This is a genomic window from Streptomyces sp. NPDC058295 (genome assembly GCF_042880655.1).
In the GTDB taxonomy this organism is placed as follows: Bacteria; Actinomycetota; Actinomycetes; order Streptomycetales; family Streptomycetaceae; genus Streptomyces; species Streptomyces coriariae.
Genome location: NZ_JBHVYO010000047.1, coordinates 1 through 22,547, shown reverse-complemented (window position 1 = coordinate 22,547; position 22,547 = coordinate 1). Strand labels below are relative to the sequence as shown.

At 70.7% G+C, this 22,547-nt stretch carries 10 protein-coding genes; 2 read left to right on the top strand and 8 right to left on the bottom strand.

Features of this window, described 5'->3' with window-relative positions:
- Positions 1-165: 165 nt before the first annotated feature.
- The 7 genes from ACFVYS_RS35250 to ACFVYS_RS35220 form a co-directional block, all read right to left on the bottom strand.
- Positions 166-666, bottom strand: coding sequence for a nucleotidyltransferase domain-containing protein (locus tag ACFVYS_RS35250; RefSeq protein WP_389508797.1), 501 nt, complete (start codon positions 664-666; stop codon positions 166-168).
- A gap of 105 nt (positions 667-771) precedes the next feature.
- Positions 772-2,388, bottom strand: coding sequence for a glycoside hydrolase family 13 protein (locus ACFVYS_RS35245; RefSeq protein WP_389508795.1), 1,617 nt, complete (start codon positions 2,386-2,388; stop codon positions 772-774).
- A gap of 175 nt (positions 2,389-2,563) precedes the next feature.
- Entirely contained in the window at positions 2,564-3,439 is an 876-nt protein-coding gene (locus ACFVYS_RS35240) for a carbohydrate ABC transporter permease (protein WP_389508793.1), read from the bottom strand.
- A 19-nt stretch (positions 3,440-3,458) separates the two neighbouring features.
- Positions 3,459-4,421, bottom strand: a complete 963-nt coding sequence (locus ACFVYS_RS35235; RefSeq protein WP_389508791.1) for a carbohydrate ABC transporter permease — start codon at positions 4,419-4,421, stop codon at positions 3,459-3,461.
- A gap of 146 nt (positions 4,422-4,567) precedes the next feature.
- Positions 4,568-5,983 carry an ABC transporter substrate-binding protein gene (locus ACFVYS_RS35230; protein ID WP_389508789.1) on the bottom strand — a complete coding sequence of 472 codons (1,416 nt, stop codon included), beginning with the start codon at positions 5,981-5,983 and terminating at the stop codon, positions 4,568-4,570.
- A 340-nt stretch (positions 5,984-6,323) separates the two neighbouring features.
- Complete coding sequence (locus ACFVYS_RS35225) at positions 6,324-7,334, bottom strand: LacI family DNA-binding transcriptional regulator (protein ID WP_389508787.1); 1,011 nt, start codon at positions 7,332-7,334, stop codon at positions 6,324-6,326.
- Positions 7,335-7,433: 99 nt separating this feature from the next.
- Entirely contained in the window at positions 7,434-11,705 is a 4,272-nt protein-coding gene (locus ACFVYS_RS35220) for a discoidin domain-containing protein (RefSeq protein ID WP_389508785.1), read from the bottom strand.
- 530 nt (positions 11,706-12,235) lie between these two features.
- Between ACFVYS_RS35220 and ACFVYS_RS35215 the strand changes: the two genes are divergently transcribed.
- Together ACFVYS_RS35215 and ACFVYS_RS35210 are read left to right on the top strand one after the other, a co-directional pair.
- Positions 12,236-15,664 carry a CARDB domain-containing protein gene (locus ACFVYS_RS35215; protein WP_389508783.1) on the top strand — a complete coding sequence of 1,143 codons (3,429 nt, stop codon included), beginning with the start codon at positions 12,236-12,238 and terminating at the stop codon, positions 15,662-15,664.
- Between the two features lie 877 nt (positions 15,665-16,541).
- The gene (locus ACFVYS_RS35210) at positions 16,542-19,817 is read left to right on the top strand and encodes a LamG-like jellyroll fold domain-containing protein (protein ID WP_389508781.1); all 3,276 of its coding nucleotides are present in this window, start codon (positions 16,542-16,544) and stop codon (positions 19,815-19,817) included.
- A 381-nt stretch (positions 19,818-20,198) separates the two neighbouring features.
- Here the strand turns inward: ACFVYS_RS35210 and ACFVYS_RS35205 are convergent, their stop codons facing one another.
- Positions 20,199-22,490, bottom strand: a complete 2,292-nt coding sequence (locus tag ACFVYS_RS35205; protein ID WP_389508850.1) for an AbfB domain-containing protein — start codon at positions 22,488-22,490, stop codon at positions 20,199-20,201.
- Positions 22,491-22,547 lie beyond the last annotated feature (57 nt).

The following is a 22,547-nucleotide window of genomic DNA, read 5'->3' as shown; positions in this document are numbered from 1 at the left end:
GGGGCAGGGCCCGGCGATGGCCCGCCCGGTCCGGACAAGGGAGCCGGGGTGCCCCACCGCGATGCCGGGGCGCCCATCGTCGGCGGCAGCCGCGCCGGCGTCCGCGAGCGGGGTAACCACCTGGCACCCGCCTCTTCACGGGGCCGCTTCCTCGCCGAGCCTGCCTCAGGGGTCGAAGTGGGTGGCGATGCCGAACCTCCTGCGCAGGAGCCCCATGTCGTGCAGGTCGCGTCCGGTCGGCTCGTAGCCCTGGTGGAAGTAGACCTGTTGGTCGGCGGAGAGGCACGGGACCGTGCTCGCGCCGATGACGCCGGTCACGAAACAGGAGGCCGGGTAGAGGAACGGCCGGTCGGGGTCGAAGGACGCCTGGGTGGCGGAGCCGTCGGCCGCGAACACCAGCGGGTGGAGGTCGATCTCCCGTCCGGCGGCATCCGTGACGACGAACCGCACGGGCCGCCGGTCCAGGGTCTCGGTGAATCCCGCCCCCGCCAGAGCGGCCACCACGGCGGGCTCCTGGTCCACGCGGTGCATCAGATCCAGGTCCCGGTGGTCGCGGGTCTGCTCCCCCATCAGGGCGTCGATGCCCCAGCCGCCTCCGATCCAGGCGTCGGCGCCCGCGCGCCTCAGCAGCGCCAGCACGGACAGCACGTCCTCGGGCGTCATCATCGCTCCAGCGGCTCCTCTCCCCCACGGCTCCGCCCCCCGCGGCGCCGGGCCGGCGGCGGGAAGGCCCCGGCCCCGTCCCCGGCCCGGCGACGGTCTGCGGGTCGCTCACGCGCGCAGCCAGATCGCGGTGTCGCCCGGCAGACGGCCCGCGGCATCCAGGGGGCCGCTGGCGAGCAGGACGTGATCATGCTCGGGAAGGGTGGCCGGGGCGGCCGTCAGGTTGACCACGCAGACCAGGCCGGGCGCCCGGCGGAACGCGAGGACCCCGGCGGGGGCGGGCAACCACTCCAGCGGGCCGTCGCCGAAGCCCGCCTCGGTACGGCGCAGCCGCAGCGCGGTGCGGTAGAGGACCAGCATCGAGCCGGGGTCGGCGGCCTGGAGGTCGGCCGCGTACGCGGACCAGCCCGCGGGTTGCGGCAGCCAGGGCTCGGCGCGCGAACCGAAGCCCGCGTACGAGGCGTCGGCGGTCCACGGCAGCGGCACCCGGCAGCCGTCACGGCCGGGGTCGGCGCCGGCGGAGCGGAAGTGCATCGGGTCCTGGATGCGCTCACGTGGGATGTCCGCCTCGGGCAGGCCGAGTTCCTCCCCCTGGTACAGGTAGACGGAGCCGGGCAGTGCGAGGGTGAGGAGGGCGGCGGCGCGGGCCCGGCGGGTGCCGAGCGCCAGGTCGGTCGGGGTGCCGTACGCCTTGGTCGCGAAGTCGAATCCGGTGTCCGCACGGCCGTAGCGGGTGACCGTGCGCGTCACGTCGTGGTTGCACAGCACCCAGGTGGCGGGCGCGCCGACCGGGGCGTGCTCGGCCAGGGTGTCGTCGATGGCCGCGCGCAGCCGGCCCGCGTCCCAGGGGCAGGCCAGGAAGTTGAAGTTGAAGGCGGTGTGCAGCTCGTCGGGGCGCAGGTAGCGGGCGAAGCGCTCGGCGTCCGGCAGCCAGACCTCGCCGACGAAGACACCGTCGTAGGCGTCGGCGACGCTCCGCCAGGAGCGGTAGATCTCGTGCAGTTCGTCGCGGTCGATGTACGGGTGCGGGTCGCGGCCCTCGACGAAGTCCGGCAGGTCGGGATCCTTGGCGGGCAGGGCGGCCGAGTCGATGCGGACACCGGCCACGCCCCGCTCGAACCAGAAGCGCAGGACGTCCTCGTGCTCCTCGCGGACCGCCGGGTGGGCCCAGTTGAGGTCGGGCTGCTGGGGGGTGAACAGGTGCAGGTACCACTCGCCGTCCGCGACCCGGGTCCAGGTCCGGCCGGCGAACTGCGACGGCCAGTCGTTGGGCGGCAGTTCGCCGTGCTCGCCACGTCCGGGGCGGAAGTGGAACAGCTTGCGCTCGGGGCTGCCGGGTCCGGCGGCGAGCGCGGCCCGGAACCACCGGTGCTGGTCGGAGACGTGGTTGGGGACGATGTCGACGATGGTGCGGATGCCGAGGGCCCGGGCCTCGCCGATCAGCTTCTCGGCCTCGTCGAGAGTGCCGAAGGCGGGGTCGATCGTGCGGTAGTCGGCGACGTCGTAGCCGCCGTCGGCGAGCGGGGAGAGGTACCAGGGGGTGAACCAGATGGCGTCGACGCCCAGTTCGGCGAGATACGGCAGTCTCGCCCGTACGCCCGCCAGGTCCCCGGTGCCGTCGCCGTCGCCGTCGGCGAAACTGCGGGGGTACACCTGGTAGATGGCAGCGCCACGCCACCAGTCGTCCGAAGGGGCGGGGGTCCTGTCGGGGTGCGGGGCTGCCACGTGACGGTCCTTTCGGGGCAGGGGTGGTTCTCCGCCGCCGCCCCGGACAGCGAGGCGTCGGATACGGGGCGGCGGCGGAGGATCGGAAGGGGTACCGACGGGCCGGGCGGGCGCGGCGCCCCCACGGCCGGCGGGTGGAGCCGGGGAACGTCGGTGCCGGGCGGAGAGGTCGGGTTCAGCCCTTGAGGCCGCCCGCGGTCAGTCCGCTCATGATGTTGCGCTGGAAGAGAAGGAACAGCAGCAGGGTCGGCAGGGAAGCGATGGTGAGGGCGGCGATCAGGACGTTCTCGGGCACGCTGGTGGCGAGCGAGTAGATGCCCACGGCGAGGGTCTGGCCGGTGGGGTCGGGCAGCACCAGCATCGGCCAAAGGAAGTCCTTCCAGACACCGACGACCGCGAAGATCGACACCACGCCGAGGATGGGCCGGGAGATCGGCAGGACGACCGACCACAGGACACGCAGCGGACCCGCGCCATCCATGGAGGCCGCGTCCAGGAGCTCCCTGGGGATGGAGTCGAAGAACCGCTTCAGCAGGAAGATGTTGAAGGCGTTGGTCACCGACGGCAGCCAGATCGCCCAGGGCGAGTTGAGCAGGTTGCGCTCGACGATCGGCATGTCCAGCACCGTGAGGTACTGCGGGACGACGAGGACGGTCGCCGGGATCATCAGGGTGACGAGCATCAGCCCGAGGATCGCCTTGCCCAGGACGGGCCGCAGCTTGGACAGGGAGTAGGCGGCGGCGACGTCCAGCACCAGCTGGAAGACGAGCGCGCCGAACGCGTAGTACAGGGTGTTCAGGAGCAGGCGGGCGAGGTCCATCACCTCCCAGGCCCGCTGGTAGTTCTCCGGGTGGACGGAGCCGGGCACCCAGGTCGGCGGTGTCTGGACGGCTTCCTGGGTGGTCTTGAGCCCGCCGGACACCATCCAGTACAGCGGGCCGAGGAAGGCCAGCGTGAACAGGACGACGACGAGCGCGAAGCACAGCCAGTACAGCAGCCTGCCGCGCGGACGGGCGAGGGCGGCGGGCGAGATGAGCGTGCGTGTGGACATGTCCGTGTCTCCCCCGGTCCTACTCTTCCGTGGCGCGGTTGAGCCTGGCGTACACGGCCGAGAAGACGGCCAGCGTGACGAGCAGGATCAGGCCGAGCGCCGCCGCGGCACCGTAGTTGTTGAAGTTGAAGGCGTACTGGTAGATCAGGTAGACGACGGTCGTGGTGGACCCCTCGGGTCCGGCGCCGCCGGTCAGCAGGAAGGGCTCGATGAAGACCTGCATGGTGGCGATGATCTGCATGAGCAGCATCAGCGCCAGGATCAGCCGGGTCTGCGGGATCGTCACGTGCCACACCTTGCGCAGCAGGCCGGCCCCGTCGAGCTCGGCGGCCTCGTACAGTTCGCCCGGGACGCTCTGAAGCGCGGCCAGGTAGATGAGGGTCGCGCCGCCCATGTTCATCCAGGTGGAGGCGACGACGACGGAGAGCATCGCGGTGTCGGGGTCCTGGAGCCACTGCTGGGCGGGTACCCCGAAGACGTCCAGCACCTCGTTGAACATGCCGTACCCGGGGTCGTACAGGTACTTGAAGAGCAGTACCGAGGCGGTGGGCGGCAGCATGACGGGCAGGTAGACCAGGAGCCGCAGATAGCCCTGGCCGTGCCGGAACTCGTTGATGACGAGGGCGGTGACGAAGGGTACGGCGAAGCCCAGGACGAGTGCCAGGGCCGTGAACCAGAGGGTGTTGCGCCAGGCCTGGCCGAAGGCGGGGTCGTTCCAGATGGTGACGAAGTTGTCCCAGCCGGTCCAGCTGACCTGGCCGTCCTCGGTCTTCTGGAAGGCCAGCAGGAACTCTCGGACGATCGGGTACCAGGAGAAGAAGGCGAAGCAGAGCACCGCGCCGATGAGGAATCCGTGGGCGGTGACATTGCGGCGCAGGGCCTTGCCGAGGCCGCCGGCCGGGGGCCGGCCGGTGCCGGCACGCGGCCGGCGGGGACGGCGTTCCTTGGCCGCCGGGTCCTGGGTGAGGGTGGGGGCCGACATGGGTGCTCCTCGGTCGGACTGCGATGTCGCCGGACGGGACGGTCCGGATGCGTGACGTGGGCGGACGGGCGCCGGGTCCGCCGGTGGGGGCGGGTCGGGGGCGCGCTCGCGAGCCGGGCGGTGGGAGACCGCCCGGCCCCGCGGGGTCACTGGTTGGCGAGGACCTGGTTAACCTGGGTCTCCGCGGTCGACAGGAGCTTGTCGATGTCCGCGTCCTTGTTGGTGAGGATGCCGGACATCACGTTGTCGAGGACCTTGTAGACCTCCTGCGCCTTCGGCGGCTCGGCCTTGCCCGGGACCGGGTTGTCCATGAAGGCCTTGAAGTTCTGCACCGGCATGGTGGCGAACTGCTGACGGGCGGCGTCGTCCTTGGCCTTGCTGTCGTTCAGCCACAGGTTGGGCTGCGGGAGTCCGACGGGGAGGCTGTCGGCCTTGGTGCGCTCCCAGTCGTACTGTCCCTTGCCGACGGTGGTGAACTTGAAGTTGAGCCAGGCGATCGCGGCCTTGACCTTGTCGGGCGAGATACCCTTCTTGATCATGTAGTTGTTGCCGCCGGCGAGGGTGTTCTTGCAGCCGGGGATCGGCCCCATGCCGAAGTTCTCGTACTTGGCGCCGAGTTGCTGGACCATGTAGGTCACGTCGTCGGGCGCGGCGAGGAACATGCCGAGCTTGTCGGTGGCGATCTGCTTCTGCAGGTCGCCCCACTTCAGCAGCTGGGTCTTGCCCATGGCGTCGTCGTCCCAGCGCATCGCGTGGAGGTTCTGGGCGACCTGCTTGCCGATCGCGTCGTTGAACGCGGCCTTCGTGCCGGAGGCGTCGACGACCTCACCGCCGAGGCTGTACATCTGCGCGGTGAAGTGCCACCCGCCGGTGTTGCCGGCGCTGTACTCGCCGAAGCCGGCCACGCCGCCGCCGAGCCCGGCGATCTTCTTCGCCGCCGCCCGGACGTCCTCCCAGGTGGCGGGCGGGGTGTCGGGGTCGAGGCCGGCCTGCTCGAAGAGCGCGCGGTTGATGAGCAGGCCCATCCGGTAGTTGCTGGTGGGCAGGCCGTAGAGCTTGCCGTCCTTCTTGAGCGAGCCGAGTACGTCCGGGTCGATGTCCTTCAGCAGCGGCACGGTCCTGTCGTTGACATAGGCGCTGATGTCCTGGGCGCCGTCGTTGTCGAGGACCTGGTCGAGGTCGGTGAAGTAGGTGTAGAACACGTCCGGTTGGGACTTCGCCTTGAGCATCGCGGTGAACCGCGGCGGCTCCAGGCACTGGCCCGGGGTGGAGCGGCCCTGCACGGTGACGTCGGGGTAGGTCTTGTTGAACTCCTTGACGTCCTCGTTCCACTCCTTGAGCTCGGCCTTCTTGGCCGCCGGCGGCATGCAGTCGATGGTGATGGTCACCTTGGTCTTGGGGTCCAGCGGCGCGGCGGGGTTGGCGTTCGCGCTGTTCCCGTCGCCGTTGTCGCCGTCGTCGCTGCTGCTCGTGCCGCAGGCGGCGAGCGCCGTCAGTGTGAGAGCGGAGACGAGGGTGACCGCGCCGGCGCGGCGGGTGCGGCGGAACCGAGCTCTTCTCATGGGTGGTCCCCTTCGGGCATGAACGTGGAAGGCGCCCCCTCATCAGTACGAGGTGGGGCGCCGCACACTCAATCACCGTCAACAAGGCTGCGCAATATCTCGCGCTGATTTCGTAATTGCTTGACAGAGCAACGCAGATGGAGGGGCTGACACCCGGTGATTCCCTGCAAGTCGGTGTCGACTACGGAACATTGCGTACCGCTTCCCGGACGGGCCCCGTCGGGACCGGCGAGGACATGACGCGGCCGGCCCACGAGGGTCCGTGGGCCGGCCGATGACGTGACGGGCGGTGTGCGCGAGGAGCGGGGTACGGGAGGGGGGCCGAACGGGACGGGTTCCGTCAGTCGCGCGGCGCCTGGGCCGTGGAGCCGCGTACGACCAGCTCGGGCTCGAACAGCAGCTCACCGGGCGGCACTTCGCCGCCCTGGATCTGGGTGCACAGCAGCTCCACGGCGGCGCGCCCCATGGCCTCGATGGGCTGGCGCACGGTGGACAGCGGGGGTTCCGTGCAGTTCATGAAGGCGGAGTCGTCGAAGCCGACGACGGACACCTGCTCGGGCACCGCGAGACCGCGCCGCCGGGCGGCCCTGATGGCGCCGAGGGCCAGCGGGTCGCTGGCGCAGATGATGCCGGTGACCCCGCGGTCCAGCAGGCGCGAAGTGGCCGCCTGACCACCTTCCAGGGAGAACATCGAGCGCGCCACCCGGTCGTCGGGGAGCGGGGAGCCGGCCGCCTCGGCCGCGGCCTGGGCGGCGACGAGCTTGCGCCGGGAGGGGATGTGGTCGCGGGGCCCGAGGACGATCCCGATGCGCTCGTGGCCCAGCAGGGAGAGGTGGCGCCAGGCCTGTTCCACCGCGACAGCGTCGTCGCAGGAGACACAGGGGAAGTCCAGCTCCGCTATGGGCGCGTTGATCAGGACCACCGGGATCTGCCGCTCGGCGAGCTGCCGGTAGTGGTCGTGCGGGGCGTCGGCCTGCGCGAACAGCCCTCCGGCGAAGACCACGCCGGAGACGTGCTGCTGAAGGAGGAGATCGACGTAGTCCGCCTCGGAGACGCCGCCCTTGGTCTGGGTGCACAGCACGGGTGTCAGCCCCTGCTGGGCCAGTGCGCCGCCGATCACCTCGGCGAACAGCGGGAAGATCGGGTTCTGCAGCTCCGGCAGGACGAGTCCCACCAGGCGGGCGCGTTCGCCGCGCAGTTGGGTGGGGCGCTCGTAGCCGAGCACGTCCAGTGCCGTCAGCACCGACTGACGGGTGGTCTCGGAGACCCCCGGCTTGCCGTTGAGCACCCGGCTGACCGTGGCTTCGCTGACCCCTACCTTCTTGGCAACCTGAGCAAGTCGTCGCGTCATGGGCGCAAGGCTAGCGCAAGCCGCGCAAACGGCTTGCGCCAACCAGGGCCACCATGTTCATTTTTCGTCAGGATCCATGACTCTCTTGCGGACCACCGTTCAGGGATTGATGTTGATCTTGAAGGTGGAGGTGGTGTTCCGGATGTCCACGGCGTTGCCGTTCAGGCGCAGCCCGTTGAAGGTGACCTCGCCGACCGCCGGACCCTGATCGGCCTCGGGCAGCTCGTTGGCCCACAGTCCGAAGCCGGATCTGGCGTCGAAGGCGTCACCGCTCTTGCGGGCGCCGGTGATCGAGATGTCGGTGAGGACGGTGTCCTTGATCGGGTTCACCGGCCGACCGCCGACGTACTGCGTCTGGAACATGATGCCGGAGTAGGTCGGGTCGATGATGTCGACGTCGTTGACGCGGATGCCCTGGAACACCTTGGACGCGGAGAACAGCCAGATGCCGGGGAAGGTCTGGGCGCCCCAGAAGTGCCCGCCGGAGCGGACCACGGAGACGTTCTCCACCGTCGTCGGATCGGTGCCGAAGCCGTTCATCGGATAGCCGAAGTCCAGCGAGCTGATGGTGATGCCGGAGTAGACCAGGGTGTCGGCGATGTGGATGTTGCGGAAGGTGTTGTCGTAGCCGCCGTACACGGCGATGCCCGCGGCCCGCCAGGTCAGCAGCGAGGTCAGGTTCTCGTAGAGGTTGTCCTTCATGTCGGCGCCGCCCGCGTCGATCGCCGAGAACAGCGCGAAGCTGTCGTCGCCGGAGGAGCGGGACTCGTTGTTGACGACGTGGTTGTCCGTCGACCCGTTGGTCATGTTGACGCCGTCGGCGAAGGTGTCGCGGATGCGCGCGTTGCTCACCGTCATCCGGTCGGTGTTGGCGCCCCAGTACAGACAGACCATGTGCTCGGTCCAGGTGTTGTCGATGACGATGTCCGACACGTTGGCGAAGTCGAACACCTTGCCCGGCCCGTCGATGCGCGAGGTGTAGTTGCCGAAGTAGGCGAAGCCGCGGAACGCGGAGCCCTTGGCGCTCGCCTCGGCCCGGAAGCCGACGTCGGTGTTCTCCTGGCCGGCCGGGGCGTGGAACTGGGTGTACCAGGGTCCGGCGCCGACCACCTGTACGGCCTTGCCGTACACCTGGAACTTTGACGAGGTCTGGTAGTCCCCCGGCGGCAGGTAGACGCCGGTGAGTCTGCCGGTGGTGTCCATACGGACCCGGTCCAGGGCGTTCTGCACGTCCTGGTGGGTGAAGCCGGCCGGCACCGCGTACGCCGCCGGGTCGGGGTTGGCGACGGGCGCGGCCTGCTCCAGGCTGACGAAGTCGATCGCGTAGCGCGAGGCGTTGGCGGCGTCCTTCTGGAGCCGGATCTTCGCACCGGCCGGGACGGTCTCGCCCAGCATCAGGTGCGCCTCGTCGTAGATGTGGCGCGGGGCGCCCGCGGACGGCGCGTTGCCCGGCGAGGCCTCGGCGCCGTAAAGCCAGGCGTACCGCGAGGTGAGCGGCAGGGCCTTGCGGAGGGTGCCGTCGACGTAGACGTTCAGGGTGGCGTCGGTGCCGCCACCGCCCGCGGCGTCGGGGATGGAGAAGCGGGTCACCAGGGTGTTGGTGGCCACCCGGGTGGTGAACTCCACGTACTCGCCGGTGCTGTCGAGGGTGACGGCCTTGCGCCCCGAGGCCTCGCCGGCGAGGTCACCGACGGTGCGGTTGGGGCCGACGGTGGTGGCGCCCCCGCCCGTGACGCCGTCCTCCGCCTCGTACATGTCGTACGGCATGTCGGCGCCGCGTCCGACGAACAGGGACTGCTCGACGGTGTTGTTCTCCCGCTTCACGGGGAGTTCGTTGCCGTCGGCCGCGACCGTGGCGCGCACCGTGTAGGTGCCGTCGGCGGCGGTCCAGGTGCCGAGGGTGGCCGGTGCGGTGGTGGCACCGGCGGCGATCGCCCCGTCGTGGGAGCCGGTCAGGGTGCGGACGGTCGCCCCCTTGGAGTCGACCAGGGCGAGGGTGAGGGCATGGGCGCCGCTCGCCGAGGCGACGGTGCCCTGATTGCGTACGGCGACCCGGAAGGTGACCGGGTCGCCCGCGGCCGGGCCGGACGGGGACGTGGTGACCACCGGGACCAGGTCGGAGCTGCTGACCGGGCGCACGGTGAGCGCGGTGGGCGCCGTGTAGGTGTTGTCGGTCTCGTTCTGCTCGATCACCGTGCCGCCGTCGTCCGCGACGGCGCTGAGCTGGTAGGTCCCCGTCTCGCGGGCGCCGATCGAGGCCTGGACGACGGTCTGCGCCCCGGCGGCGAGGGCGCCCACCGGGGCGGTGGCGACCTTGGTGCCGTTCAGCCGCAGCGCGAGGGTGCTGGCGGGCGCGGCGGTCTCGCCGCTGTTGCGGACGGTGGCGGACAGGGTGATGGTGTCCGACTCGACGGGCGAGGCCGGCGAGGCGGTCAGCGAGGTGACCTGCAGATCGGGGTTGGGCGCGGCGGTGCCGATCACCTGGAACTCGGCGATCTGCCCTGCCGGGGCACCGGAGTTGGCGGTGAACCGCAGCTGGACCTCGGCGACGCGAGCGGCGACCGGGAGGCCGCTCGCCGGGCTGAAGGCGTACTCCTTGGCCGCGACCAGCGAGGTGAAGCCGCTCGCGGACTGCTCACGCCCGAGCACCTGGACGGTCTGGGTGCGCGGGCCCCAGGAGCTGTCCGGGTTGAGGCGCAGGACCAGTGAGGTGACGTCGGCGTTGGCGCCGAGCCGCACGGTCAGCGTGGCGGGGTGGCCGGAGCCCTCCCAGTAGGTGCTGGTGGAGTTGTCGTTGGCGTTCTCGGCCACGAAGGTGTGCACGGTCGAGGAGGCCGTGATGGGCCTGCCGACCGCGAGGTTGGAGCCGGGTCCGGAAGTGCCGGTCCGGGTGACGGAGTTGCTGTCGCCGGAGACGTTCCCGGCTGCGTCCTTCGCCCGCACGACGTAGGACACGGTCACGGTGGCGGGCCGGTTGTCGGTGTACGTGGTGACGTTGCCCGCGACCGTGGTCAGCAGGGTGTTGTTGCCGTACACCTCGTAGCCGGTGACGGCGGTGTTGTCGGTGGAGGCGTTCCAGGTCAGCCGGATCTGTCCGGCGGCAGGCTCGGTGAACGCCAGGTTCGCGGGAGCGGTCGGCGCCTGGGTGTCGCCGGTCGCGCCGCGGCGGGTGACGGTGTCGCTGTTGCCGGAGACGTTCCCGGCGCCGTCCTTGGCGCGCACGAAGTAGGAGACCGTGGCGTTCGCGGGCCGGGTGTCGGTGTACGTGGTGGCGTTGCCGGCGACCGAGGTCAACAGCTGGTTGTCGGCGTAGACGTCGTAGCCGGTGACGGCGGTGTTGTCGGTGGAGGCGTTCCAGGTCAGCCGGATCTGGCCGGCGGCAGGCTCGGTGAACGCCAGGTTCGCGGGAGCGGTGGGCGCCTGGGTGTCGCCGGTCGCCGGGCCGTAGACCTCCAGCGCGGACAACTGGGCGGCCGCCCGGCCGGTGTTGGCGGTGACCAGGACCTGGATGTAGCGCGTGGTGGCGGTGTCGAAGGTGATCGTCACCGTGTTCCCGTCGGCCGGGGCGAACTGGTACGCCCTCGACGCCGTCAGGTCGGTGAAGTCGGTCCCGTTGGCGCTGCCCTGGATCTTCAGGGTCTGGGTGCGGGCGCCCCAGCCGTCGGGCAGCGCGAGCACCACCCTGTTGACGCCGAGGGAGGAGCCGAGGTCGGCCCGGATCCATTGCGGGAGTTCGTTGTTGCGGCTCTCCCAGTAGCTCGCCTTGTTGCCGTCCGCGGCGTTGGCCGGCACGTACGTCTCGGTGTGGCTGCTCGCGGTGAGGGTGCGGCCGCGGGCAAGGTCGGTGGAGGACTCGCCCGCCCCGTGCACCTCGAGTTCCGAGAGCTGGGCGGCCTGCCAGCCGGTGTTGGCGGTGATCTCGATCCGTACGTAGCGGGTCTGCCCGGCCGGGAAGGCCACCGTGACGGTGTTGGCCGAGCCGGGGCTGAAGGTGTAGGCGGCGGACGCCTTCAGGGTGGTGAAGCCGGTGCCGTCGGCACTGCCCTGCACGGACAGGGCCTGGCTGCGGGTCTCCCAGGGCGCGGGCAGCTTCAGCACGACCTCGTCGACGCGGGCGGTGGAGCCGAGGTCGGCCTGGACCCATTGCGGCAGGTCGCCGTCCGCGCTCTGCCAGTAGGAGCCCTGGTCGCCGTCGGTGATGTTGCGGGCGGCGTACTCGGCGTGCGAGCTGCCGGCCGCGGTGGGCCGTCCGGCAGCGAGGTTGGGTCCGTCGGCCGCCGAGGCGGTGGTCAATGACGACACGCCCAGCATCAGCAGGCTGGTCGTGAGGACGGCGGCCATGGCCCGCCATCCCCTGCGCATGGGTCTCATCTCTCCCCGATCTCCGTCCCGTCCGCCGTGGCGCGGCGGGGCGCGGTTGCTGGATGGTCGGCTCGACGGTGCGCCGGACACGCCTCAATGTGCGGGACAGGGCGCCGCTTTTGCGTGAATCGCTCAGAGAGTTGCAGACCGATAAGGGTTCGTCCACCGTCGGGACAGCGGCGGATCCGACCCGCTCCTCCCCGGGCCACCTGCCCAGGGGCCGGATCAGCGACTTTCGTACGGGCTTTCACGATGACGCAAGCGGATCCGCACGTCACGCAAGCCGCTTGCGTGCTCAACTCCCGCCCCTGCCAGGACCGTTGACAAAGCGGAGACACGCTAGAAACCTGTGGGCGTACTTTCCGCAAAGAATCGACTGTTCAACTCAATTTGCGTGCACGGATGGCATCCCCCACCTCGGGTCGGCCCCCTCGGGGCCGCTCCCGCACTCTCCTCCCCGCACCTCCCGCGTCTCCCCGCACCCCAGGGGCCGACCCGCCGTGCCCTCCCCCGTGTTCACCGACCGAACAGAGGACCTCATGAGTTGGAGACCACCGGGCCGTCGGCCCGTGACCGGCGCGGTCGTCGCCGGGCTCCTGTCGACCGGCCTGCTTCCGCTGGCCTTCGCCTCCCCCGCCCAGGCGGCTCCCGCCGCGGCCGACACCAACCTCGCCCTCGGCCGCCCCGCCACGGCGGGCGGCGCGCACGCCGAATACCCGGCCCGCAACCTCACCGACGGTGTCCAGGCCTCCTACTGGGAGGGCCCGGCGGGGTCCTTCCCGCAGTGGGCGCAGGTCGACCTCGGCGCGGCCCGGGAGGTGGACCGGGTGGTGCTCAAACTCCCGACCGGGTGGGGCAGCCGTAACGAGACCCTGTCCCTGCAGGGCAGCAGCGACGGCTTCGGGTTCAGCACGCTCGCGGCCTCGGCGGTCCGGGTGTTCGACCCGGCCCAGGCCAACGCGGTGTCCGTCGCCCTCGCCTCCCCCGCGGACGTGCGGTACGTCCGCGTCAACGTCTCCGGCAACACCGGCTGGAACGCCGCGCAACTCTCCGAGCTGGAGGTGTACGGCGAGGACGGCGGCACGGACCCGGGCGACCCGCCGCCCGTCGGCACCAATCTGGCCCGCAACAAGCCGGTCCAGGCGACCTCCACCGCACAGACCTACGTGGCCGCCAACGCCACCGACGACTCCGTCTCCACCTACTGGGAGGCTGCCGGTCACCCCTCGGATCTCACCGTCCGGCTGGGGGCCGACGCCGACGTGACCGGCGTGGTGGTCAAGCTCGACCCCGACCCGGTGTGGGCGGCCCGCACCCAGACCCTCCAGGTCCTCGGCCGGCAGCAGTCCGCGAGCGGCTTCACCTCGCTGGCCGCCGCGAAGTCGTACTCCTTCAGCCCGGCGAGCGGCAACACGGTGACCGTCCCGGTCAGCGGCCGCTGGTCCGACGTACGGCTGCACTTCACCGCCAACTCCGGTGCGCCCGGCGGGCAGGTCGCCGAGTTCCAGGTCGTGGGCACCGCCGCACCCGCCCCCGACCTGACGGTCACCACGCTGGACTGGACGCCGGCCGCGCCCAGCGAGCGGGACGCGGTCACCGTCAAGGCCACCGTGCGCAACGCGGGCACCGCGCGCTCCGCGGCCACCAACGTCGACGTCAGCGTGGAGGGCACGGTCGCCGGCAGCGCCGCCGTCCCGGCGCTGGACCCGGGCGCCTCGGCGACCGTGGACGTCGCCACCGGTACCCGAGCGGCGGGCAGTTACGGCGTGTCGGCCGTCGTCGACCCCCGGAACGCCGTCCCGGAGCTGGACGACAGCAACAACAGCCGTACCGCCGCGAACAGACTGGTCGTCACCCAGGCGCCGGGACCCGACCTGGAGGTGGCCTCGATCACCACCAACCCGGCCAACCCGGCCGTCGGCCAGGCCGTCTCCTTCACCGTCGCCGTGCGCAACCGTGGGATCAGTGCCGCTCCGGCCGGCTCCGTGACCCGGGTCCAGGCCGGCTCGACCACCCTCGCCGGCACCGCCGGCCAGGTGGCCCCCGACGCCACGGTGAACGTGGCGATCAGCGGGACCTGGACGGCCACCGCGGGCGGGGCGACCCTCACCGCGACCGCCGACGCCACCGGGGTCGTCGCCGAGACGAACGAGAACAACAACGTCCTCACCAAGTCCCTGGTGGTCGGCCGCGGCGCCGCCGTGCCCTACACCGAGTACGAGGCGGAGGACGGGCGGTACACCGGCACGCTGCTCACCACCGACGCCCAACGCACCTTCGGACACACCAACTTCGCCACCGAGTCCTCCGGCCGCAAGTCGGTCCGGCTCACCTCGACCGGCCAGTACGTGGAGTTCACCTCCACGAACGCGGCCAACTCCCTCGTCGTGCGCAACTCCGTCCCGGACTCCGCGTCCGGAGGCGGCGCCGACGCCACCGTCAGCCTGTACGCGGACGGCGTCTTCGTGCAGAAGCTGCCCCTGTCGTCCAAGCACAGCTGGCTGTACGGCAGCACCGACGACCCCGAGGGACTGACCAACCGCCCGGGCGGTGACGCGCGGCGCCTGTTCGACGAGTCACACGCGCTGTTGTCGAAGAGCTACCCGGCGGGCACCGTGTTCCGCCTCCAGCGCGACGCGGGCGACTCGGCCGCCTTCCAGGTGATCGACCTGGTCGACCTGGAGCAGGTGGCTCCCGCCGCGACCAAGCCGGCCGCCTGCACCTCGATCACGGAGTACGGTGCCGTACCGAACGACGGCCTCGACGACACCGACGCCATCCAGCGGTCGGTGACCGCCGACCAGAACGGCCAGATCTCCTGTGTGTGGATCCCGGCCGGGCAGTGGCGCCAGGAGCAGAAGATCCTCACCGACGACCCGCTGAACCGGGGGCAGTTCAACCAGGTGGGCATCCGGGACGTCACCGTCCGCGGCGCGGGCATGTGGCACTCCCAGCTGTACACGCTGACCCCGCCGCAGGAGGCGGGCGGCATCAACCACCCGCACGAGGGCAACTTCGGCTTCGACATCGACTCCAACACCCAGATCTCCGACATCGCCATCTTCGGCTCGGGCACCATCCGCGGCGGCGACGGCAACGCCGAGGGCGGCGTCGGTCTCAACGGCCGCTTCGGCAAGGGCACGAAGATCACCAACGTATGGATCGAGCACGCCAACGTCGGTGTCTGGGCAGGCCGCGACTACTCCAACATCCCCGAGCTGTGGGGCCCGGGCGACGGGCTGGAGTTCTCCGGGGTACGCATCCGCGACACCTACGCCGACGGCATCAACTTCGCCAACGGCACCCGCAACTCCACTGTCTACAACTCCTCCTTCCGCAACACCGGCGACGACGCGCTCGCCGTGTGGGCCAGCAAGTACGTGAAGGACACCTGGGTGGACGTCGGCCACGACAACCACTTCCGCAACAACACGATCCAGCTGCCCTGGCGGGCCAACGGCATCGCGGTGTACGGCGGTCACGGCAACACCATCGAGAACAACGTCGTCTCCGACACCATGAACTACCCGGGCATCATGCTGGCCACCGACCACGACCCGCTGCCCTTCACGGGGGAGACCCTGATCGCGGGCAACGCCCTGTACCGCACGGGCGGCGCGTTCTGGAACGAGGACCAGGAGTTCGGCGCTATCACCCTGTTCGCCCAGGGTCAGGACATCCCCGGCGTCACCATCCGGGACACCGAGATCCACGACTCGACGTACGACGGAATCCAGTTCAAGACGGGTGGCGGCGCGATGCCGGGCGTGAAGATCACGAACGTGCGCATCGACCGATCCAACAACGGCTCCGGCATCCTCGCGATGAGCGGCGCCCGCGGCAGCGCCACCCTGTCCGGTGTGACGATCACCGGCTCGGCCCAGGGTGACGTACTCGTCGAACCGGGCTCGCAGTTCACGATCACCGGCACCCCGAACGGGGCGACGGGACGCCGCGACGCCTACTGAGCACGACCGGTGGGCCCCCGAGAGCGGGGGCCCACCGCTCCATCCCTGTTCCGCGCCACCGCTCCAGCACTCCGCCGCTCGGCGGCTCGGCGGTCACCCGATGCCCGCCTCCGCCCCGCTGCTCGGCCCCCACTTGAGCGCAAGCGCCGTACGACCTCGTCTAGTCGGGCGCCCTGTCGGCCGTGACCAGCAAGTACTCCCATTCCATGGCCCCGTGCGCGAGGTGCCGGGCGGCGAGGTCCCCGAGCGGCTCGGTGCTTCGTCTTCAGGGCCCGGTCGGCCCGGGTCGCCTCACTAGCCTCGGACATGACGGATCCCTCCGCTGCGGCACCGCTCGCCTTCGGCTCCGGGCGGAGGCCACCGCCTCGGACCGCCGCGCCCGAGCCTCGCCGACTCCGACGCCTCATACGACTGTCTCACGGTTCGACCCGTCGGGCAGGGGCTCGGACAGGGGCCGTCACGCCGGTTTGCCGCCCGGCCGGCCCGGCGCCGCGGGCGGGCGGCGACACGCACGACTCCGTGCCTGGTGGCGACGGAGGAAGCCGCCCGGACGAGCCGCACGGGCAGCCGGGGCAGTCGACGGTCCGTGGCCGCGCGGGTCGCGAGCCGGCACTCAACCGCCGTCCACGGAACCGCCCTTGACACGGGCTGAAGCTCCCCCTGTTGCTCGTGACGGGAGCGCGACGGAGTGCTGCGTGAGGTCTGGACACTCCTCTGTGAGCGTGCTGTCATACCGCTGTCACAGGATTTCCAACGTTGAAAAGGCCGCTTCGACCGAGCGTCCCGTCACCGGTGCGCGTCGTCCTCCGCGGGCTCCCGGCCAGGAGCCCGCACTCCCGCCGGGCATGGTCACGGCCTCTGTACGAGGAAGGGTTCGATGACACGACACGCCACCCGTCCCAGAGCCAGAGTGTGGGCGCTGCTCGCCGCGGCGGCCCTGATCCTGCCCCCGAGCGGGCTGCTTCCCACCGCGGCGGCCGTCGAGCAGCCGAGCAGCGCGTCGGCTCCCGCCGCCGAACAGGCCGACGTCGAGACACACGGCCTGAAGGGCGAGTACTTCAGCATGTCGGCGCCCGGCGCCCGGGACTTCGACCGACTCGGCGGCACCCTGCTCGACCCACAGATCAACTTCTCCGGACTGACCAGCACCTTCCAGGAGTTGACCGGTCGGACCGAGCACACCACCGCGCGCTGGACCGGCCGGATCGAGGCACCGGCCACCGGTGACTACACCTTCTACGCCATCGGCGACAACGGCTTCCGGCTCTACGTCGACGATCGGCCCGTCATCGACCACTGGGTGGGTGACTGGGACCGGGAGCAGACCAGCGCCGCCGTCCGGCTGACCGCCGGCGAGCAGCACGACTTCCGTCTGGAACTGTTCCAGGACACCGGTGGCGCCAACATGTACCTGCGCTGGTCGACACCGACCATGGCCAAGCAGATCGTGCCGATGTCCGCGTTCACCCCGCCGACCGACTTCGAGGTGTACCCGGTCGAGATGTCGGTCGCCGAGAGCGGACGGCGGCTGCGCGCCCGGTTCGAAGGCAGGGTGGGCGGTCTCCGGGGCCTCAAGGACCATCTGAAGGTCGAGGCCGACACGACCGCCATGCCGATCAGGTCGGTGACGGCCGTCCCCGGCGACCCCACCTCACTGAACGTCGACCTCGCGGAGCCGATCCAGCGGAACCAACTGGTCAGGGCCTCCTACGACGGTGAGGGCGGGCTGACGGCCGGCGGCGAGAGCGTGCCGAAGGTCATCCGCTACGCCGACAACGCCTCCACCCACCGGCTCACCACCGAGTGGGGCGACGACCTGGACAAGAAGCACCCGCTGCCGGAGTACCCGCGCCCCCAGCAGGTGCGGTCCCGGTGGAAGAACCTCAACGGCCCCTGGCAGTTCGGCGCGGCGAAGGCCGGGGAGGAGCCGGTCTTCGGCAAGAAGCTCGACGAGACGATCACCGTGCCGTTCCCGGTCGAGTCCCAGCTGTCCGGTCTCGAGCGGCACGAGGACCACATGTTCTACCGCAGGCTCGTCGACGTACCCAAGAGCTGGAAGGTCGGCAGGAGCGACCGGGCCGACCGGCTGAAGCTCAACTTCGGCGCCGTCGACTACCAGGCCCGCGTCTACGTCAACGGCACGAAGGTCGCCGAACACACCGGCGGCTACAACGCCTTCAGCGCCGACATCACCGACGCGCTGAAGGGCACCGGCCCGCAGGAGATCGTCGTCGCCGTCACCGACACCGGAGGCGCCGACCAGCCCATGGGCAAGCAGTCCACGAACCCGGGCGGCATCTTCTACACCCAGACGTCCGGCATCTGGCAGACCGTGTGGATGGAGCCCGTCGCGCCCGCCGCGATCGACGACATCGTCACGACGCCCGACATCGACACCGGCACCCTCGCGGTGACGGTGAACTCCGAGGACGCCTCCCCCACCGCCCGTGTCGAGGCCGTCGCCCGCGACGCCCGCGGCAGAGTCGTCGGCAAGGTCACCGGACCGGCCGGCAGGGAACTGCGCCTGCCGGTGGCGAAGCAGCACCTGTGGAGCCCCGACGACCCCTACCTCTACGACCTCGACGTCACGCTCACCGACGGCAGGTCGACCGACCGGGTCGGCAGCTACTTCGGCATGCGCGAGGTCGGCATCGAGAAGGTGGGCGGCTTCGACAAGCTGGTCCTCAACGGCAAGCCGATCTTCTCCCTCGCCACCCTCGACCAGGGATTCTGGCCGGACGGCCTCTACACCGCGCCCAGTGACGAAGCCCTCGCCTTCGACCTCGAGGCACACAAGAAGCTCGGCTTCAACGCTGTCCGCAAGCACATCAAGGTCGAACCGCAGCGCTGGTTCTACCACGCGGACCGGCTCGGCCTGCTGGTCTGGCAGGACTTCGTCTCCGGGAACCTCACCAACGAAACCGGCCGGAAGGCGTTCGTCGACCAGGGCCAGGAGATCGTGCGCCAGCACCACAACTCGCCCTCCGTCATCGGCTGGATCGTCTTCAACGAGGGCTGGGGCGAGTGGAGCCGCGAGGAGACCGGCCGCATCACCGAGTCCGTGCAGGCCGCCGACCCGTCCCGTGTCGTCAACGCTCACAGCGGTGTCAACTGCTGTAACTCCAAGGGGGATTCGGGCAAGGGCGACATCATCGACCACCACGACTACAACAACACCGATCCCGCCTTCCCCGACGACGGCCGGGCGGCCATGGACGGTGAGCACGGCGGCTTCGTCCTGCGCACCCCGGGCCACATGTGGCCGGGCGCCCCGACGGTGATCTACAGCGGTGTCGACACCAAGGAGGAGCTGACCCGCAAGTACGTGGAGAACACCGAGCAGTTCTACGTCGAGCAGGCCGGCGCCGAACTGTCGGGTTCGGTATACACGCAGATCACCGACCTGGAGAACGAGCTGAACGGCCTGTACACCTACGACCGCCGCGACATCAAGGTCGATCCCGACCAGGTGCGGAAGATCAACCGCAAGGTGATCGCCGCCGGCGCCGCCGCGGGCCGCGCGGGTCCGCCGAAGGGCGGCGGGCACTGGAGCCTCGACGAGGGCACCGGCACCACCGCGAAGGACGAGGGCCCGAACGCCAGGCCTCTCACCCTCCGGGAAGGTGCCTCCTGGACCCCCGGCGTCAGCGGCAGCGCCCTGAAGTTCGACGGTCAGAAGCAATACGCCGAGACCGCGGGACCGGTGCTCGACACCGCCGGCAGCTACTCGGTGTCCGCCTGGGTCCGGCTCGACGCGATCCCCGGCAACTACGCCACCGCGGTCAGTCAGGACTCCCGCGCCACGGCCAACTCCTTCTACCTCCAGTACGGCCACGGCACGTTCACCTTCAGCACGCCCGGCGAGCACCGCGCCCAGGCAGCCGTCCCCGCGGAGACGGGCCGCTGGTACCACCTGGTCGGCGTGCGGGACGCCGCGAGCAACCAGATCCGGCTGTACGTCGACGGAACGCTCGCGGCGACGGCCACCGGCGGCCCCGCACTTCCGAGTACCGGTCCGCTGACCCTGGGGCGCGCCCACTGGGACGGCGCGAACGTCGACTTCTGGAACGGCGTGGTGGACGAGGTCCACGCCGTCGACCGGGCACTGACCACCGAGGAGGTGAGCGGTCTCTACGCGGAGGTGAAGCCCTGAGGCACCGCGTTCGGCAGACGGTGGCGGCCTTGTCCCTCGCGGGGCGAGGCCGCCCTCGTGCTCGGCCGCGGCCCCCGGACGGGCGCCGCGGCGCTCACACGTACCGCCCGCGCTTGCCCCGCGCGCCCATGTGGGGTCCTCGCTCTCCCAGGGGCGGACGATGAGTGATGACTTCCGGTGATCGCTCGGCCGGCCGCGGCCAAGGCGCACCACCGCCACGCCGCCGCCGAGGGTGCGGGAACAGCTCGGCGGGAACTTCCCGCCGAGCTGTTGCCGCACCGCTCATGCTTGATCAACTCACCGCGTTCTGAACAGCGATCCCTCGAATCCACCGGTCGCCCCCGGTCACCGGGACCGCCCCCGTCGGCGGCTACGCGTGCGTCACGGCGTCCAGGGCGCCTCCACGGACCACGTCGTGTCCTCGGTGAACAGGGCGGGGTTGTCCCAGGTGTGCGTACCGCCCGGCGTGGCCAGCCACAACTCGGCGCTGTAGTGCCGCAGATACTGTTCCGGGAAGTTGTACGCGGACAGCCGCACGGCGCCGTTCGCGCCGCGGACGGGGCAGAAGGTGGCGTCGGCGCGGAACAGGTCGGTGCTGCCGGACTCCTTGTAGACGCGGTAGTCGCGGTGACGCAGGTACTGGCCGGGGTAGTTGCGCGACTCGAAGCTGTAGCAGCCGCCGGCGGCCAGGCCGGGGACGATCTTCCAGGTGGCGTCGTTCTTCAGCAACGCGTCGCTGCCGGCGGTGACGACCTCCGTGAAGCCCGCGCCGTCCCGGTGGCGCAGGTACCGGTCGGTGTAGCCGGGTGTCGTCACCCGCAGGGACCTGTACTGGTCGACGGGCAGGGTGACCGGGGTGGTCGAGGCCTGGGAGGCGTCGATGAGGGCGCGGTTGGCGGCCCTGACCCGGGCCTCGTCGACCTTGACGACCTGACGGTCGTAGGTGAGCAGGCCGTTGGCCTCGTTCTCGACATCGGTGATCTCGGTGTAGACCGACGCCGACAGGCCGCGCGGCATGCGTACTTCGCGGATCGCGTCCAGCAGGCCGACGAACCGGTTGTTCAGGTGCGCGAGGCCGGGCTGGTCCTCGTAGCTGAAGCCGCCGCCGGGGTACCACTCGTGTCCGGCGACCTTGAACCCGAGCCCGCCGAACTCGCCGAGCACGGCGGCACGGGTGGCGCTGGGCACGGTGGTGCCGGGGCCCACGTAGACGTGGTGGTCCACGACGTCGCCGTTGCCGCCGTCGACCGAGCCGCAGCAGTTGACGCCGCTCATGTTGTTCACCAGGCGCGTCGGGTCGTAGGCCTTGACCTTGTCGGCGATGCGGGCCTGGTCGTACTGGCCCCAGCCCTCGTTCTGGTCGACCCACATCACCAGGGACGGCGAGCTGCGGTGCTGGTCGATGACGCGGTCGTACTCGGCCTCCCACTGGACGCGCGCCGCGGAGTCCGGGGTGCGCAGGTCCAGGGCCGGCATGTCCTGCCAGACGAGCAGGCCGAGCCGGTCGGCCCAGTAGAACCAGCGCTGCGGTTCGACCTTGATGTGTTTGCGGACCATGTTGAACCCCAGGTCCTTGTGCTTCTGGAGGTCGTACCTCAGGGCCGCGTCGGTGGGCGCGGTGTAGATGCCGTCCGGCCAGTAGCCCTGGTCGAGGGTGCCGGTCTGGAAAACGAACTTCCCGTTCAGGACCGGGCGTTGCATGCCCCCCACGCTGGCCAGGCCGATGGTGCGCACGCCGGTGTAGCTGCCGACGGAGTCGACGGTCGTGGTGCCGGAGATCAGGTCGGCCCTGACGTCGTAGAGGAACGGGTCGTCAGGACTCCACAGGTGCGGGTTCGGGACGGGCACGGTGAACTCGGTGCCGACGGCGCCGGTGGCCGTGCCCACGGTCGTGCCGCCGGTGGAGACCGTGACGCGGGCCTGGTGGCCGCTGGTCCCGGTGCCCCGGACGGTCACCCTGAGGCGGCTGTTCGCCGGGTCCGGGACCAGGTCGAGGCGGCCGATGTACGCGGGCGCGGTCGGCTCCAGCCACACCGTCTGCCAGAGACCGGACGCGGCGGTGTAGAAGATGCCGCCCCCGGCGTGCGGGGTGACGTCGTTGATGCGCTGCTTGCCGACCGCCTGGGAGCCGGTCTGGGTGGGGTCCCAGACGGAGACGACGAGGGTGTTGGTGCCGCCGTTCAGCAGGTCGGTGATGTCGTAGGAGAAGGCGTCGTAGCCGCCGCTGTGGGCGGCGCCGGCCTGGCGGCCGTTGACCCAGACGGTGGTGCGCCAGTCACCGGCGCCGAAGTTGAGCTGGACGCGTCGGCCGTTCCAGTTCGTCGGGACGGTGAAGGTGCGCTTGTACCAGAGCTTGTCGTTCTGGGTGATCTTGCGCTGGATGCCGGAGAGCGCGGACTCGGCGACGAACGGGACCCTGATCTGTTCGGTGAACGAGGCGGGCTGTCCGGCGTCCGCCGAGGTGACGGCGAAGTCCCAGATGCCGTTGAGGTTGGCCCAGTCCGGGCGGGTCAGCTGGGGGCGGGGATATTCGGGGAGGGGGGTGTCGGTGGGGACCTGGTTCGTCCACGGGGTGGTCATCGGCGACGGCTTGGGCGTCCACGCCTGTGCGGCGGCGGCCGCGGGGGCGGTGGCGGTCAGTGCCGTGTCGACCCCGAGCGGCACCGTGCGCACCTGCCCGGGCGCGACCCCGAAGTCCGCGGTGATGTCGGCGGCCGACGACGCGGACAC